The sequence below is a fragment of the Pseudomonas sp. H1_F01 genome (assembly GCF_054681425.1).
Genome location: NZ_CP162823.1, coordinates 2,971,650 through 2,986,842, shown reverse-complemented (window position 1 = coordinate 2,986,842; position 15,193 = coordinate 2,971,650). Strand labels below are relative to the sequence as shown.

The window sequence follows — 15,193 nt, the reverse complement described above, 5'->3', positions numbered from 1 at the left end:
TAAATATCCTTGCCACAGGATCAGTGTTCATAGATCCAGCGAAGTTGAACAAGTCCTAGCCCCGGTTTCCCAGTAAACTCTGCTTCTTTTAGCCGCCCTCTTCTTCACCGCGGCCATCATCAGTTTCCTGGAGTTCACCTTGCGTCTGTTTCACACCTCCGACTGGCACCTGGGGCAAAACCTGCACGGCCAGGAACGCGATTTCGAACACGCCTGCTTCCTCGACTGGCTGCTGCGTCAACTGACCCACGAAAAGCCCGACGTATTGCTGATCGCTGGCGACATCTTCGACACCGTCAACCCGCCGGTCAAAGCCCAGGAGCGGCTGTACGATTTCATCGTCAGTGCCCATGAACAGAACGCCAACCTGACCATCGTGATGATCGCCGGCAACCACGACTCTGGCTCGCGGATCGAGCTGCCTGCGCCGCTGATGCGACGCCTGCGCACCCATGCCCTGGGTCGGGTGCTGTGGCTGGACGACGGTCAACTGGACGTCGAGCGCCTGTTGTTGCCGTTGCCCGATGCCAAAGGCAAGGTCAAGGCGTGGTGCCTGGCCCTGCCGTTCCTGCGCCCTGCCGAAGTCACCGGTGCGCAACTGGGCGACGACTACCTGCGAGGCATCGGCCAGGTGCATGAGTGGCTGATCGCCGCGGCCAACAACAAGCGCAAGAAAGGCCAGGCGCTGATCGCCATCAGTCATGCGCACATGGCCGGTGGTTCGGTGTCCGAGGATTCCGAGCGCAGCCTGATCATCGGCAACGCCGAGGCCCTGCCCGCCAGCCTGTTCGGCCCGAGCATCAGCTACGTCGCCCTCGGCCACTTGCACAAGCCGCAGAAGGTCAACGGTGAAGAGCGTATCCGCTACAGCGGTTCGCCGATCCCGCTGTCATTTTCGGAGATCGGCTATCAGCATCAGATCCTCGACATCACCCTGGACGGCGAAGCCCTGGTCAAGGTCGAGCCGCGCCTGATCCCGCGGGCCGTCAACCTGCAACGCCTGGGCCCGGCGCCACTGGCCGATCTCCTGGTGCAACTCAAGGACCTGCCCGACATCGACCTGCTGGCCGATGTCCAGCGCCAACCCTGGCTGGAAGTGCGGGTGCGCCTCGATGAGCCGCAGCCGGACCTGCGTCACCAGGTGGAGACCGCACTGCAAGGCAAGGCCGTACGCCTGGTGCGGATCGCCGCCGAGTATGCCGGCAACGGTGGCGCTGGCAGTGCCGATGATGGCAGCGCGCTGGTGGAGCTGGATCAACTCAGCCCGCAGGAGTTGTTCAGCCGCGCCTGGCAGGACACCTACGGCAACGAAGTGGACGAACAGACCCTCAAGGACTTTGCCGTGCTGTTGCAAGACGTGCAGATGGAGAGCGAGCAGCCATGAAGATCCTCGCGATCCGCCTCAAGAACCTGGCGTCCCTGGCCGGGCCGTTTGAAATCGATTTCACCGCCGAACCCTTGGCCAGCGCCGGCCTGTTCGCCATTACCGGCCCCACGGGTGCCGGCAAGAGCACGCTGCTCGACGCCCTGTGCCTGGCGCTGTTCGGCGCCGTGCCGCGCCTCAATAACACCGGGCGTGACGCCAAGGTACCGGACGTCGATGGCGAGATTGCCACGGGCGATCCGCGCACGCTGTTGCGCCGAGGTACCGGCGATGGCTATGCCGAAGTGGATTTTCGCGGCATCGACGGACGCCGCTATCGGGCCCGCTGGGAAGCCAATCGCGCCCGGGAAAAAGCCGGCGGCAAGTTGCAAGCCAGCCGCCAGAGCCTGCGGGACCTGGACAACGATCAACTGCTGGCGAGCCAGAAAGGCGAATACAAGACCCAGCTCGAAGCGGCCCTGGGCCTGAACTTCGAACAGTTCACCCGGGCCGTGCTGCTGGCGCAGAGCGAGTTCAGCGCGTTCCTCAAGGCCGATGACAACGATCGCAGTGAACTGCTGGAAAAGCTCACCGACACCGCCCTGTATACCCGCCTCGGCCGCCGCGCCTTCGACAAGGCCAAGCAAGCCAAGGACAGCCACCGGCAGTTGCAGGACCAGGCCACCGGTGTCACGCCGCTGGCCCCCGAGGCCCGGGCCGAGCTGGACCAGCGTTTCAACGACGCCCAGCAACAACTCAAGGCCCAACAGGCGCAACTCAAGCAACTGGAGCAGCAGCACACCTGGCTGCGCGACCTGGGCCTGTTGCAGGATGAACACGCCAGCGCCGCCGAACAGCTGCAACAGGCCCAGGCCGATTGGAACGCCCTGGCCGACGAACGCCTGAAACTGGTTCGCCTGGAGCAACTGACGCCCCAGCGCCATCAGTTCATTCGCCAGGCCGAACTGAGCCGACAGCTCGACCCCTTGGCCGTGCAGATCCAGCAGCTTACCCAGCAGCAGCTCAATCTCCATGACCAGCAGGCCGAACTGGAAAAAAGCCTGGGCGCCGCGCAACTGGCGCTGGCTGCGGCCCGGCAACACAGCAGCGACAGCGCGCCGTTGCTGCGCCAGGCCTTTGAAGAGCAAAGTACCCTGGCCCGCCTCGCCAGGGACGCCAGCCAGGGCGCCGAGCGCCAGGAACAGGCACAGCAGGCCTGCACCGAAGGCCAGCGCACCATCGACACCTTGCTCGAACAGCAAAGGCAGGTGGCCGAGCGCTTGCAGCGCATCGCCGGCACGTTGGAACAAAGCACGCACCTGACCCCGCTCAGCGATGCCTGGAACGCCTATCGCGATCGCCTCCAACAACTGATGCTGATCGGCAATCGCCTGAACCAGGGCCAGGCCGAACTCGCCACACTGGAACAAGGCGCCGCCCGCGCCGCCGAGGAACTCGCCACCCACCGGCAAGACCTCGAAGTGCTCTACAAGGAAGCCGGCGCCGAGCCGGAGGCAGTGGCCGAACAGATCCAGTTGCTTGGCAATCTGCTGCAAGACAACCGCAAGCAATTGCGTGCTTTTGAAGACCTGACCCGGCTGTGGGCCAGTCAGCAAGAGCTGGACAAACGCGGCGCCGAACTTGAACAACGCCAGCAACGGGCGTTGCAGGAACGTGACCGGCTGGTGCGTGAAGGCGGCGAAGCCAAGGCCGAACTGACCATTGCCGAACAGACCCTGACCGTCACCCGTGAACTGCTGGAGCGCCAGCGCCTGGCCCGCAGCGAAAGCGTCGAGCAACTGCGCGCACAGTTGCAGGATGAACAGCCCTGCCCCGTGTGTGGCAGCATCGAGCATCCTTATCATCAGCCCGAAGCCCTGCTGGAAAACCTCGGGCGCTTTGATGAAACCGAAGAAGCCAACGCCCGCAAGGCCGTCGACCTGCTCAATGAAAAAGTCATCGACCTGCGGGCGCAATACAGCGGGGTCATCGCCCAGCTCAAGGAACTCAAACAGCAGCAGGAACAGCTCGCCAGCCAGCAACAGAGCCTGGCACCCAGCCTTGAAGCCCACCCGTTGTCGGCGCAACTGCTGGCCCAGGAGACGAACAAGCGCGACGCCTGGCTGACCCAGCAGAACAGCCAACTGAACCTGCGCATCAGCCAGGACGAACAACGGCAAACCGCCCTGCTGACCCTGCAGCAGGACGCCGCGCGCATGACGCAGCGGCTGCGTGAAGCCGAGGCAGCCAGCCAACAGGCCTCACAGCACCTGGGCAACCAGCAGCAGGAGCTGGCCCGCGACCGCCAGCGCCTGGACGAGGAACTGAGCCACTTCAGCGCCCTGCTACCCGCTGACACCCTGCAGGCCTTGCGCAGCGAACCCGCCGCAACCTTCTTGCAGCTCGACCAGCAGATCGCCCAGCGCCTGGAGCAACTGGAACAGCAGCGCGACGAACTGGGCGAACAGCTCCAGCGCCAGCAGACCCTGGAGAAAGAACAGGACCGCCAGCAGACCCGCCTCCAGCAACTGGAAGCGGCCCGCCTGCAATTCAGCGCCCTGAGCGAGCAACAACAGGCCTGCCAGGAGAAACTCACGCGATTGCTCGGCGAGCACACCAGCGCCGAACAGTGGCAGCAACAACTCGACCAGCGCCTGGAACAGACGCGGGATGCCGAGGCGACGGCCAATCAGCAGTTGCAGCAATTGCGCAACGATCTGGTGCAACTGGCCGCCGAACTCAAGGCCCGACAGGAACAGGCGCAATCCCTGGACCACGAACGCCAGGCGCTGGCCGCCGGTATCGCGCAATGGCGCACCACCCATCCGGAACTGGACGATGCCACCCTCGAGGCCCTGCTCGGCCTGGACGAGCAACACGTCAGCCAGTTGCGCCAGCGCTTGCTCAACGGCGAAAAAGCCATCGAACAAGCCAGAGTCCTGCTCACCGAACGCGAGCAGCGCCTGCAAAACCACCAGGCCCAACACAATGGCAACCTGGCGCCTGAGCAACTCGCCCAGGCTCTCACCGAACTGCAAGGCCAATTCGCCGTAAGCGAACAGCACTGCGCCGAACTGCGCGCCGAACAGGCCGAAGACCAGCGCCGGCAGAACGCCAACCAGGCCCTGGCCCAGCAGATCGAACAGGCCTACAACGAGTACCAGCGCTGGGCGCGCCTCGATGCCCTGATCGGTTCGGCCACCGGCGACCGTTTCCGCAAGCTGGCTCAGGCCTACAACCTCGACTTGCTAGTGCACCACGCCAATGCCCAACTGCGGCAACTGGTGCGCCGCTACCGGCTCAAGCGCGGCGGCAGCATGCTCGGGCTGCTGGTGATGGACACGGAAATGGGCGATGAACTGCGCTCGGTGCATTCGTTGTCCGGCGGCGAAACCTTCCTGGTCTCCCTCGCCTTGGCATTGGGCCTGGCCTCGATGGCGTCCAGCACACTGAAGATCGAATCGCTGTTCATCGACGAAGGCTTCGGCAGCCTCGACCCCGAATCGCTGCAACTGGCGATGGACGCCCTCGACGGCCTCCAGGCCCAGGGCCGCAAGGTCGCGGTGATCTCCCACGTGCAGGAAATGCACGAGCGGATCCCGGTGCAGATCCAGGTGCGTCGCCAGGGCAACGGCTTGAGCACAGTGGAGGTGAAATGAGCCACGCCACGCTCTATTCCTTCCGTCGCTGTCCCTACGCCATGCGGGCGCGCATGGCCTTGCGCTACAGCGCGGTCGCACTGGATATTGTCGAAGTCAGTCTGAAGGCCAAGCCAGCCGAGATGCTCGCGCTTTCAAGCAAAGGCACGGTGCCGGTGCTGCAGGTCGATGGCCGGGTGATCGATGAAAGCCTGGAGATCATGAACTGGGCCTTGGCCCAGCACGATCCGCAAGACTGGAGGCTACGGGACGACCCCGAAGGCCAGGCGCTGACAGCGGCGTTGATCGAGGAAAACGACCAGGTATTCAAGCTGCACTTGAATCGCTACAAATACCCCGAGCGCCATCCCGAGTACCCGAAGGAACATTACCGTAGCGAGGGTGAAAGCTTTCTGCGCAGGCTGGAGACCTTGCTTGAGACCCGGACGTTTCTGGCGGCGCATCACCCGAGCCTGGCCGACGTGGCAGTGATGCCCTTCATACGGCAGTTCGCCCACGTCGACCGCGACTGGTTTGCCCAGGCGCCCTACCCTCGGCTACAAGACTGGTTGCAGAGGTTCCTGGATTGCGAGCTGTTCGTGGCGATCATGGCCAAGTAACCGCTTGCACCCAGCCCTGTGGCGAGGGAATTTCTGTGGGAGCAAGGCTTGCCCGCGATGAAGGCGATGCGGTCCTTCAGAAATCGAGTCGCCTGTATCGCGGGCAAGCCTTGCTCCCACACAATCTCTATAACCAGAGCCGATCAGTCGCTAAGCAAGCTCAACAATCGCTCACGCGCCGCTTCCAACTCGCCGGAATCTGGCTGGGCCGCGGAAACAATCGGAGTGGAATAGAGAAACAGCAGCATCACCGCCAGACGCATCGCCATGGTGTCGGTCCTTAATCGGCAAAGGAGTCAATTTATCAGCGTCAAATTTAAACACATGGCCAAGTGATATTACAGTGGCATTTCTCCAGAAACGGCGAAGCCTGCGATCTTTTCTCTTGCACCTGAGGGTCGGTGAAGATGAAAAGATCGCAGGCTTCGGTCGTTGCGCGATATTTCAGTGTTGGGTTTTGTGGTCCAACGCCGCATAGAAGTTAGCGCTTTGCTGCAGGTATTTCTCGGTGTAGCTCTGGGTGCGATTTTTCTTGTCGCTGATTTCGACGCTGGCACTGGCGGGCAGCGCCACGGTGGCAGAGATGGCGGAAGCGGCGATCACGGAGAAGAGATTCAGATTCATGGCGGTAGACCTCGGATTCAGTTGGCTGACTTGCCCGGTTGGGCCGTGAAGCAAACTTACGCGCCGAGGCGTCCTGCGTTGAAATGCTTTACATCACTTGCGAATATCAGTCTCGTTGATACAACGGCGCAGGCCCCGAAAAACGGGGCCTACGCCCTATTGACGGACGATGAACTTCAAATCGCTGGGCGCATCCATCGGCATTTTCTGCACGGTTTTACCCAGCAGGCCGGTCTTCGGATCGCGCTCGATCACCACGATCTGGTTGCTCTTCTGGTTGGCAATCAGCAGGAATTTCCCGCTCGGGTCGAGGCTGAACTCCCGTGGATGATCGCCTTCGACCGAGCGTCGCTGCAGCTCTTTGAGCGTGCCGGCGGCCGGGTCGATGGCGAACACCAGCACTTCGTTGGTGGTGCCACGGTTGCTGACGTAGAGGAACTTGCCATCCGCGGAAGCATGCAGCGCAGCCGCCGCCCTGCCCGGCTGCGGCTTGCCAGCCGCCAGGTCGACCAGTTGACGCTGGGTCAAGCGGCCATCCTGATAATCGAACACCGCCACTTGTGCGCTCATTTCCATGGTCAGCCAGGCGTGCTTGCCATCAGCACTGAACAACAGGTGACGCGGGCCGCTGCCGGGTGGCAACTGCACGAAGGCTGGATCGGCGGCGGCCAATGGCAGCTCTGGATTGGCCTTGGGGTCGTAGCGGTAGATGAACACCTTGTCCGCCCCCAGGTCGTTGGCGAACACGTACTTGCCATCGGGCGAGGACACTGCGGCGTGCACATGGGCCGACATCTGCCGCTCAGGGTTGACCTTGCTCGGCTGATGACTGCTCAACTGCACCACCGAAGCCAGCTTGCCATCGGCGCCTACCGGCAATACCGCCAGGGTGCCGCCCGGGTCTTCCACCACCGAGTAGTTACTGACCAGCAGATGACGGCCATCACCGCTGAGGCTGGAATGGGTCGGCTCGTTGCCCAGGGACTGCACCTGGTTGATCAGGCTCAGTGCATGGGTCTTCGGGTCAATGGCGTAGCTGCTGACCTTGCCCACCGGGTCTTTCTGGCCCGGCCCGTTTTCGTTGACCACGAACAGCCGGGTCATGTCCTTGGAAAGGGTCAGCCACGAAGGGTTTTCGGTCTTGATCACTTGCAACGGGTTGGCATCGAGCTGGCCGGTGCGGCTGTCGAATTGCATCCGGTAGATGCCCTGGCTCTGGCCGGCGGTGTAGGAGCCCACCAGCAGTTGATGGCGTTCATCGGTACCTGCCTGGACACCCATGGCGCCCATGCTACCGGCCATCAACAGCGGCCAGAGACTACGCATTTTCATCTTCTTCGTCCTCATCGTCGTGGCCGCTGGTGGCTTCCACGCACTCCAAGTGGTGGTCGCCCGAATCGCTGGTGATGATCCAGTGGTTCGTGGCTTTATCGAAGGTCGCCGCCTGCATCTGCGCTGGCGTGAAGCGCCAGTACTCGAGGGTGCGACCGTTCATGCACTCGACGTGCAATTGGTCCTGCTCGTCGAGGTAAAAATCGAATGCATGCAGCCCGTCTATGATCAGCATGTCGCATTTGTGAAGGGCATTGAGCAGGGTGTCAGTTACGGCAGTCATGGTGATCAGTCGGTCATTGGGAAAGTAGTCATGATAACCCAATGTGGGCTTGGGCCTTGGGCCATAAGGTTCGAAAACGGTGTCACCTGCAAAACCGCCATCGCGAGCAAGCTCGCTCCCACAGTTGGATTTTCAGCGAACACAAACTCTGTACTCACCAAAGCCCCCCTGTGGGAGCGAGCTTGCTCGCGATGAGGCCGGCACATTCAACTTGAATGTAACGGCCTCACCGCAACCGTCAGAGCGCCTCGCGCCCCGGCACGCCATCCACCAACCGCAGGATCCCCAGCGGGTTGGCGTTCTTCAGCGGCTCGGGCAACAGGCTGTCAGGATAGTTCTGGAAGCACACCGGACGCAGGAAACGATCGATCGCAAGGGTGCCCACCGACGTACCACGGGCATCGGACGTCGCCGGGTAAGGCCCGCCGTGCACCATCGAATCACACACCTCCACCCCGGTCGGATAACCGTTGAGCAGGATGCGGCCAACCTTCTGCTCCAGCAACGGAGTCAGTTCGCTGAACCGTTCGAAGTCCGCTGGCTCGCCGATCATCGTTGCCGTCAGTTGCCCGTGCAGGCCGTGCAGCGCGGCGCTCAGTTGCGCCTGGTCCGCGACTTCGACAAACACCGTGGTCGGGCCGAACACTTCTTCCTGCAGCGCTTCGTCACCGTTGATCAGCAGGCTGGCGTCAGCCTTGAACAACTGCGGCTGGGCCTGGTTGCCCTGCTGCTCGCGCCCGGCCAAATGCTCGATGCCCGGGTGAGCCAGCAACTTCTGCAGGCCCTTGCCGTAGCTTTGCAGCGTGCCGGCGTTGAGCATGGTCTGGGGCGCCTGGTCGCCGATCAACGCCGCCACTTGCTGGGTGAAGGCGGTGAACTGCGGCGAACGAATACCGATCACCAGGCCAGGGTTGGTGCAGAACTGACCGCAGCCCTGCACCACCGAGGCGGTCAGGTCGCGGGCGACGCTCTCGGCACGGGTTTCCAGCGCTTGTGGCAACACGATCACCGGGTTGATGCTCGACATTTCGGCAAACACCGGGATCGGCTGCGGCCGTGCGGCCGCCATGTCGCACAGGGCACGCCCGCCCTTGAGGGAACCGGTGAAACCCACGGCCTGGATCGCCGGATGCTTGACCAGCCATTCGCCAACGCCACCGCCGTAGATCATGTTGAACACACCCGCCGGCATCGCGGTCTTTTCAGCCGCGCGGATGATCGCATCGGCCACGTGCTCGGCGGTCGCCATGTGGCCACTGTGGGCCTTGAACACCACCGGGCAACCAGCCGCCAGGGCTGACGCCGTGTCGCCACCGGCGGTGGAGAATGCCAAGGGGAAGTTACTGGCGCCGAACACCGCCACTGGCCCGAGACCAATGCGATACTGGCGCAGGTCCGGACGGGGCAACGGCGTGCGCTCAGGCAACGCCCGGTCGATGCGTGCACCGTAGAAATCGCCACGACGCAGGACCTTGGCGAACAGACGCATCTGGCCGCTGGTACGACCGCGCTCGCCCTGGATCCGTGCCGCCGGCAGCGCGGTTTCACGGCAGACCACGGCCACGAACGCATCGCCCAAGGCGTCCAGCTCATCGGCAATGGCCTCGAGGAACTCGGCCCGGCGCACCGCACTCAGGCTGCGGTAGGCTGGATAAGCCGCCGCCGCGGCCTTGGCGGCGGCGTCGACTTCTTCTGCCGTGGCCTGGACGAAGTCATGGGGCAAGGCCTCGCCGGTGCTGGCGTCGACGCTCTGCAGGCGAGTCTGGCCGGCTGCGCTGCGCGCCCCGCCGATGTAGTTGTGGCCAAGGATCTGGTTCATCGCAAGTCTCCTTTAAAGTGTGCCGATAGTACCCGGGTTGAACACCGCGTCCACCGGGGCAATGCCGTTGACCAGCGGCGCGCCGAATTCAGCCTGGCTGATTTCGAACACATCCCCCGGCTGCGTGCGGATGCCATCGGCGAACGACAGGGTCGCGGTGCCGAAGAAGTGAACGTGGACATCCCCCGGTCGCAGGAACTGACTGTACTTGAAATGGTGGAATTCCAGGTTTTCGAGGCTGTGGCACATGTTCGCCTCGCCGCTGAGGAATTCGTTCTGCCACAGCACTTCGCCGTTGCGCAGGATACGACTGGTCCCGGACAGATGTTGAGGCAGTTCACCCACGCGAAGTTCCGGGCCAAAACTGCAACTGCGCAATTTCGAATGGGCCAGGTACAGGTAATTCTTGCGCTCCATCACGTGGTCGGAAAACTCGTTGCCCACGGCAAAGCCCAGGCGATAGGGCTTGCCGTCGTGGCCGATGACATACAGGCCGCTGATTTCCGGCTCCTCGCCAGCGTCTTCGGCAAAGGGCGGCAACGGGAACGGATGACCCGGACGGACAACGATGCTGCCGTCGCCCTTGTAGAACCATTCCGGCTGCACGCCAGCCTGCCCGGCCTGGGGCTTGCCGCCCTCCACGCCCCACTTGAAGATGCGCATGGTGTCGGTCATGGCCGCTTCGTCGCCAGCCTGCTGGTGCATCTTGTCCCGGGCCGAGGCGCTGCCCAGGTGGGTCAGGCCGGTGCCGCTGACCAACAGGTGCGCCGGGTCCGGGTGGTCCAGTGGCGGCAGGATGCGCAGGTCACTGAGCAACCGGGCGTAGTCATGGCTCGCCCCCAGGCCCAGGCTATTGACCTGCTGCTCAAGCTTCACGCCCGCTTCGATAGCCGCCAGCGCCAGGTCACGCACGGTGCGAGCGCCCTGCACTTCGCGCACCTGATCGCCCTCGACCACACCGACGCGGCGTTCGCCGTTACTCAATTCGAACTGAACTAAACGCATATCTTTCTCCTTGTAAGCAAAACTTGAATTCGGTGCGTCCCTTGTGGGAGCGAGTTTGCTCGCGATAGCAGTCTTACATTTACCCCAGATGTCGACTGTCAGATCGTCATCGCGAGCAAGCTCGCTCCCACAGTGACCTCAGGTACGTGTCGCCCCACGGGCGCTGGCGGCGAACTGATCCGCCGGCAGCACATGCTTGCGCTCCAGCAGGCGATAGACCACGCCGGTCAACACCAGGCCGAACACCATCACACACGACAGGAAATACAGCCCCGAGGCCAGGTTGCCGGTGTACTCCTTCAGCGCACCGATCACGAACGGGCCGATGTAGCCGCCCAGGTTGCCCACCGAGTTGATCAACGCAATACCCGCCGCCGCACTGGCGCCGGCAAAGAAACGCCCCGGCAAGGTCCAGAACACCGCCGTGCAGGAAAATAGCGCGAACGCCACCAGGCACAGCGCCGCCAATTGCAACACCGGCACCGACAACCAGGCGCTGAGGAACAGGCCGATGGCGCCCAGCACGTACAACACGGCCAGGTGACCGTAGCGGTCGTTCAAGCGGTCGGAGCTGCGGGGAATGATCAGCAAACCGATGATGCCGAAGATGTATGGCACCGACGATACGAAGCCAGTCACCAGGTCACTGCCGCCGAACTGCTTGATCAGCGTCGGCAACCACAGGCCCAGGCCGTAGATGCTCAAGGTCACCGGCAGGTAGAACAGCGCCAGCAGCAGGACACGCTTGTCCTTCAGGGCATGTAGCGGATTGCCGTGGCGGGTCTGGCCGTATTCCTGCAGGTCTTTTTTCAGTTCACCGGTCAGCCAGTCCTTCTCGGCCTGGTCCATCCATTTCACTTGTTGCGGGTCGTCCGGCAAGTAACGCAGCACCGGCCAGGTCAACAGTACCGCTGGCAGGCCGATGACCATGAACAGCCACTGCCAGCCGTGCAGGCCAAGGATGCCATCCATGCCCAGCAGGCCACCGGACACGGGGCCGGTGATCATCATCGCGATGGGTTGGGAAAGAATGAACAGGCCGAGGATCTTGCCGCGATGGCGCACCGGGAACCACTGGGTGATGTAGTACAGCACGCCCGGGAAGAACCCAGCTTCGGCCGCACCGAGCAAAAAGCGCATCACATAGAAGCTATGCGGGCCTTGTACGAACGCCATGCCGATGGTGATGGCGCCCCAGGTGATCATGATCCGCGCGAACCAGCGCCGGGCACCGAAGCGCTCCAGCATCAGGTTGCTGGGGATCTCCAGCAGGAAATAACCGATGAAAAACAGCCCAGCACCCAGGCCGTAGGCGGCGTCGCCGATACCGAGGTCGGCGCCCATGTGCAGCTTGGCAAAGCCCACCGCAGAGCGGTCCACGTAGGCGATCAGGTACAGCAGGATCAGGAAGGGAATCAGTTTCAGCGTGATGCGACGTATAAGCCGCAATTCCTGGCTCATGGGACCGGTCTCCGATTGTTGTTGTTATGGAACCTCGGGGGATTTCTCTCGCGAATGACCGCCAGGACAATCCCTCCATTGAATCGGACTATATAGTAATACTATTTACCCAACAACACTTCCAAACCGCACAAATTGCGCTTATGTTACGCTTCAGCTAGAACAATATAGTCATACAATAAGAGAATCGATCATGTCTGATAAGAAACCCTCCCTGCGCTCGGCCCAATGGTTTGGCACCGCCGACAAGAACGGCTTCATGTACCGCAGCTGGATGAAAAATCAGGGCATCGCCGACCATCAGTTCCACGGCAAGCCGATCATCGGCATCTGCAACACCTGGTCGGAGCTGACGCCGTGCAACGCGCACTTCCGGCAAATCGCCGAACACGTCAAGCGCGGAGTGATCGAGGCCGGGGGCTTCCCGGTGGAATTCCCGGTGTTCTCCAACGGCGAATCGAACCTGCGCCCCACCGCCATGCTGACCCGCAACCTGGCGAGCATGGACGTAGAAGAGGCGATTCGCGGCAACCCGATTGACGGCGTGGTGCTGCTCACCGGTTGCGACAAGACCACCCCCGCCCTGCTGATGGGCGCCGCCAGTTGTGACGTACCGGCCATCGTCGTTACCGGCGGGCCGATGCTCAACGGCAAGCACAAAGGCCAGGACATCGGCTCCGGCACCGTGGTCTGGCAATTGAGCGAACAGGTCAAGGCCGGCACCATCACCATTGACGATTTCCTCGCGGCCGAGGGTGGCATGTCCCGCTCGGCCGGCACCTGCAACACCATGGGCACCGCCTCGACCATGGCCTGCATGGCCGAAGCCCTCGGTACTTCCCTGCCGCACAACGCGGCGATTCCGGCCGTGGACGCACGGCGCTATGTGCTGGCCCATATGTCCGGCATGCGCGCCGTGGAAATGGTCCGTGAAGACCTGAAACTGTCGAAGATCCTGACCAAGGAAGCGTTCGAAAACGCCATCCGAGTCAATGCGGCCATCGGCGGTTCGACCAACGCGGTGATCCACCTCAAGGCCATTGCCGGTCGCATCGGCGTGCAGCTGGACCTGGACGACTGGACCCGCATCGGTCGCGGCATGCCGACCATCGTCGACCTGCAGCCGTCCGGGCGCTTCCTGATGGAAGAGTTCTACTACGCCGGTGGCCTGCCCGCCGTGCTGCGTCGCCTCGGCGAAGCCAACCTGATTCCCCATCCGAACGCCTTGACCGTCAACGGCAAGAGCCTCGGCGAGAACACCAAGGACGCACCGATCTACGGCCAGGACGAAGTCATTCGCACCCTGGACAACCCGATCCGCGCCGACGGCGGTATCTGCGTGCTGCGCGGCAATCTGGCGCCACTGGGTGCGGTGCTCAAGCCGTCCGCCGCCACCGCCGAACTGATGCAGCATCGCGGTCGCGCGGTGGTGTTCGAAAATTTCGACGAGTACAAGGCACGGATCAACGACCCGGAACTGGACGTGGACGCCAACTCGATCCTGGTGATGAAAAACTGCGGGCCGAAGGGTTATCCGGGCATGGCCGAAGTGGGCAACATGGGCTTGCCGGCCAAGCTACTGGCCCAGGGCGTGACGGACATGGTGCGGATTTCCGACGCCCGCATGAGCGGCACCGCCTACGGCACCGTGGTCCTGCACGTGGCACCGGAAGCCGCCGCCGGCGGACCTCTGGCGGCGGTGAAGGAAGGCGACTGGATCGAACTCGATTGCGCCAGCGGCCGCCTGCACCTGGACATCCCGGACGCCGAACTCGCGGCACGCCTGGCCGACCTGCCGCCACCGCAGAACCTGTTGGTGGGCGGTTACCGGCAGTTGTACATCGACCACGTGCTGCAAGCGGACCAGGGCTGTGACTTCGACTTCCTGGTCGGCTGCCGCGGCGCCGAGGTGCCACGCCACTCCCACTGACCCCACCCATCCCCTTGTGGAAGCAAGCCTCTGTGGGAGCAAGCTTTTTGTGGGAGCTGAGCTTGCTCGCGATGAGGCCCTTCCAGTCAACATCTCTGTTGTCTGTGACACCGCTATCGCGAGCAAGCTCAGTTCCCACAAAAAGCTCGCTCCCACAATGGGTCTGTATCCAAATCAAAAATCGCATTAGCGACCCGCCATCGCCGCGCCTGCTATCATGCGCAGCACTCCCCTCGCACAGGATCGCGCCGCATCCCATGGATTACCGTAAACCCTCCGACCGCAAAAGCATGCACGCGCGCATCGTCCAGGAACTGGGCATGCAGATCGTTTCCGGGCGCTTCAAACCGGACGACAAACTGCCCGCTGAAGCCTTGCTGTGCGAAGAGTATGCGGTCAGCCGCCCGGTGCTGCGCGAAGCCACGCGAGTGCTGGTCGCCAAGGGCCTGGTGTATTCGCGCCCGCGCGTGGGCACGGTGGTCAAGGCTCGGCGGGAGTGGCACATGCTCGACCCGGATGTGCTGCATTGGCTGATGCAGAGCAGCCCGCAGAATGAATTCTTCAACCTGCTGACCAGCGTGCGCAGCATCATCGAACCGGCCGCCGCCGCCCTCGCCGCACAGTTCGCCAACGAGGACGACATCGCTTCCATCCGTGAGGCCTACCAGCGCATGGAAGCGGCCCCGACCCCCGAGGCCGTGCTGCAACCGGACCTGGACTTCCACAGCCGCATCGCCGACGCCACCCACAACGACCTGCTCGCCAATCTCTGCAACATGTTGTCAGTTGCCATCGCCGAGGCGCTCAAGCATTCCAACCAGCGGCCCAACCTGCATGAACTGGCGATGCCGCGACACAAGGCGATCCTCACCGCCATCGAGAACCGCGACGCCCTCGGTGCCCGCCATGCCACGCTGGTGCAACTGGACGATGCCCGCAGCGCGCTGAATGTGGTACTGGGCAACGATCCAGCCTGAGCCCCGCAGGAGCTGCCGAGTGCAACGAGGCTGCGATCTTTCCCCTGCCAATTGAATCCCAAGCGAACGGATCGCAGCCTACGGCAGCGACTACCAGGCCTGCCACAACGCGCGCTCAACCGGGCAGTAGCTATATACCGC

The 15,193-nt window shown here is 62.9% G+C and carries 12 protein-coding genes; 5 read left to right on the top strand and 7 right to left on the bottom strand.

All coding sequences use genetic code 11. The annotated features are described in order from the left end of the window. Positions 1-139 precede the first annotated feature (139 nt). From AB4O09_RS13825 to AB4O09_RS13815, 3 genes are read left to right on the top strand one after another with little or no spacing between them, the layout of a single operon-like run. Complete coding sequence (locus AB4O09_RS13825) at positions 140-1,384, top strand: exonuclease SbcCD subunit D C-terminal domain-containing protein (protein ID WP_003202667.1); 1,245 nt, start codon at positions 140-142, stop codon at positions 1,382-1,384. Next, positions 1,381-5,022 (top strand): AAA family ATPase, encoded by a 3,642-nt coding sequence (locus tag AB4O09_RS13820; protein WP_460108341.1) that lies wholly within the window; start codon positions 1,381-1,383, stop codon positions 5,020-5,022. The genes AB4O09_RS13825 and AB4O09_RS13820 overlap by 4 nt, the downstream gene beginning before the upstream one ends. Next, positions 5,019-5,621: a glutathione S-transferase gene (locus AB4O09_RS13815; protein WP_013693556.1), complete on the top strand. Its 603-nt coding sequence runs from the start codon at positions 5,019-5,021 to the stop codon at positions 5,619-5,621. The genes AB4O09_RS13820 and AB4O09_RS13815 overlap by 4 nt, the downstream gene beginning before the upstream one ends. Positions 5,622-5,764: 143 nt before the next feature. Here the strand turns inward: AB4O09_RS13815 and AB4O09_RS13810 are convergent, their stop codons facing one another. The 7 genes from AB4O09_RS13810 to AB4O09_RS13780 form a co-directional block, all read right to left on the bottom strand. Continuing rightward, positions 5,765-5,890 (bottom strand): hypothetical protein, encoded by a 126-nt coding sequence (locus AB4O09_RS13810; RefSeq protein ID WP_003202672.1) that lies wholly within the window; start codon positions 5,888-5,890, stop codon positions 5,765-5,767. A gap of 175 nt (positions 5,891-6,065) precedes the next feature. Then, a complete protein-coding gene (locus AB4O09_RS13805) occupies positions 6,066-6,245 on the bottom strand; it encodes a hypothetical protein (RefSeq protein ID WP_003202673.1) in 180 nt (59 codons plus the stop codon). A gap of 156 nt (positions 6,246-6,401) precedes the next feature. Further along, complete coding sequence (locus AB4O09_RS13800) at positions 6,402-7,577, bottom strand: lactonase family protein (RefSeq protein ID WP_003202675.1); 1,176 nt, start codon at positions 7,575-7,577, stop codon at positions 6,402-6,404. Then, on the bottom strand, positions 7,564-7,860 hold the full coding sequence (locus tag AB4O09_RS13795; RefSeq protein ID WP_043042412.1) for a DUF5629 family protein: 297 nt from the start codon (positions 7,858-7,860) through the stop codon (positions 7,564-7,566). Before AB4O09_RS13795 ends, AB4O09_RS13800 begins: the two co-directional genes overlap by 14 nt. A gap of 238 nt (positions 7,861-8,098) precedes the next feature. After that, entirely contained in the window at positions 8,099-9,679 is a 1,581-nt protein-coding gene (locus AB4O09_RS13790) for an aldehyde dehydrogenase (NADP(+)) (RefSeq protein ID WP_003202679.1), read from the bottom strand. 12 nt (positions 9,680-9,691) lie between these two features. Continuing rightward, on the bottom strand, positions 9,692-10,684 hold the full coding sequence (gene araD1, locus AB4O09_RS13785; RefSeq protein ID WP_013693558.1) for an AraD1 family protein: 993 nt from the start codon (positions 10,682-10,684) through the stop codon (positions 9,692-9,694). A 138-nt stretch (positions 10,685-10,822) separates the two neighbouring features. After that, complete coding sequence (locus AB4O09_RS13780; protein ID WP_460108340.1) at positions 10,823-12,145, bottom strand: MFS transporter; 1,323 nt, start codon at positions 12,143-12,145, stop codon at positions 10,823-10,825. A 193-nt stretch (positions 12,146-12,338) separates the two neighbouring features. Between AB4O09_RS13780 and AB4O09_RS13775 the strand changes: the two genes are divergently transcribed. Beyond that, positions 12,339-14,075: an IlvD/Edd family dehydratase gene (locus tag AB4O09_RS13775; protein ID WP_003202685.1), complete on the top strand. Its 1,737-nt coding sequence runs from the start codon at positions 12,339-12,341 to the stop codon at positions 14,073-14,075. A gap of 257 nt (positions 14,076-14,332) precedes the next feature. Continuing rightward, on the top strand, positions 14,333-15,052 hold the full coding sequence (locus tag AB4O09_RS13770; RefSeq protein ID WP_003202686.1) for a FadR/GntR family transcriptional regulator: 720 nt from the start codon (positions 14,333-14,335) through the stop codon (positions 15,050-15,052). Positions 15,053-15,193: the final 141 nt, after the last annotated feature.

Bases quoted from the DNA above. Each gene is read 5' to 3' on its own strand.
- AB4O09_RS13820 (WP_460108341.1), top strand. From the start codon at position 1,381: ATGAAGATCCTCGCGATCCGCCTCAAGAACCTGGCGTCCCTGGCCGGG.
- AB4O09_RS13815 (WP_013693556.1), top strand. From the start codon at position 5,019: ATGAGCCACGCCACGCTCTATTCCTTCCGTCGCTGTCCCTACGCCATG.
- AB4O09_RS13810 (WP_003202672.1), bottom strand. From the start codon at position 5,890: ATGGCGATGCGTCTGGCGGTGATGCTGCTGTTTCTCTATTCCACTCCG.
- AB4O09_RS13805 (WP_003202673.1), bottom strand. From the start codon at position 6,245: ATGAATCTGAATCTCTTCTCCGTGATCGCCGCTTCCGCCATCTCTGCC.
- AB4O09_RS13800 (WP_003202675.1), bottom strand. From the start codon at position 7,577: ATGAAAATGCGTAGTCTCTGGCCGCTGTTGATGGCCGGTAGCATGGGC.
- AB4O09_RS13795 (WP_043042412.1), bottom strand. From the start codon at position 7,860: ATGACTGCCGTAACTGACACCCTGCTCAATGCCCTTCACAAATGCGAC.
- AB4O09_RS13790 (WP_003202679.1), bottom strand. From the start codon at position 9,679: ATGAACCAGATCCTTGGCCACAACTACATCGGCGGGGCGCGCAGCGCA.
- araD1 (WP_013693558.1), bottom strand. From the start codon at position 10,684: ATGCGTTTAGTTCAGTTCGAATTGAGTAACGGCGAACGCCGCGTCGGT.
- AB4O09_RS13780 (WP_460108340.1), bottom strand. From the start codon at position 12,145: ATGAGCCAGGAATTGCGGCTTATACGTCGCATCACGCTGAAACTGATT.
- AB4O09_RS13775 (WP_003202685.1), top strand. From the start codon at position 12,339: ATGTCTGATAAGAAACCCTCCCTGCGCTCGGCCCAATGGTTTGGCACC.
- AB4O09_RS13770 (WP_003202686.1), top strand. From the start codon at position 14,333: ATGGATTACCGTAAACCCTCCGACCGCAAAAGCATGCACGCGCGCATC.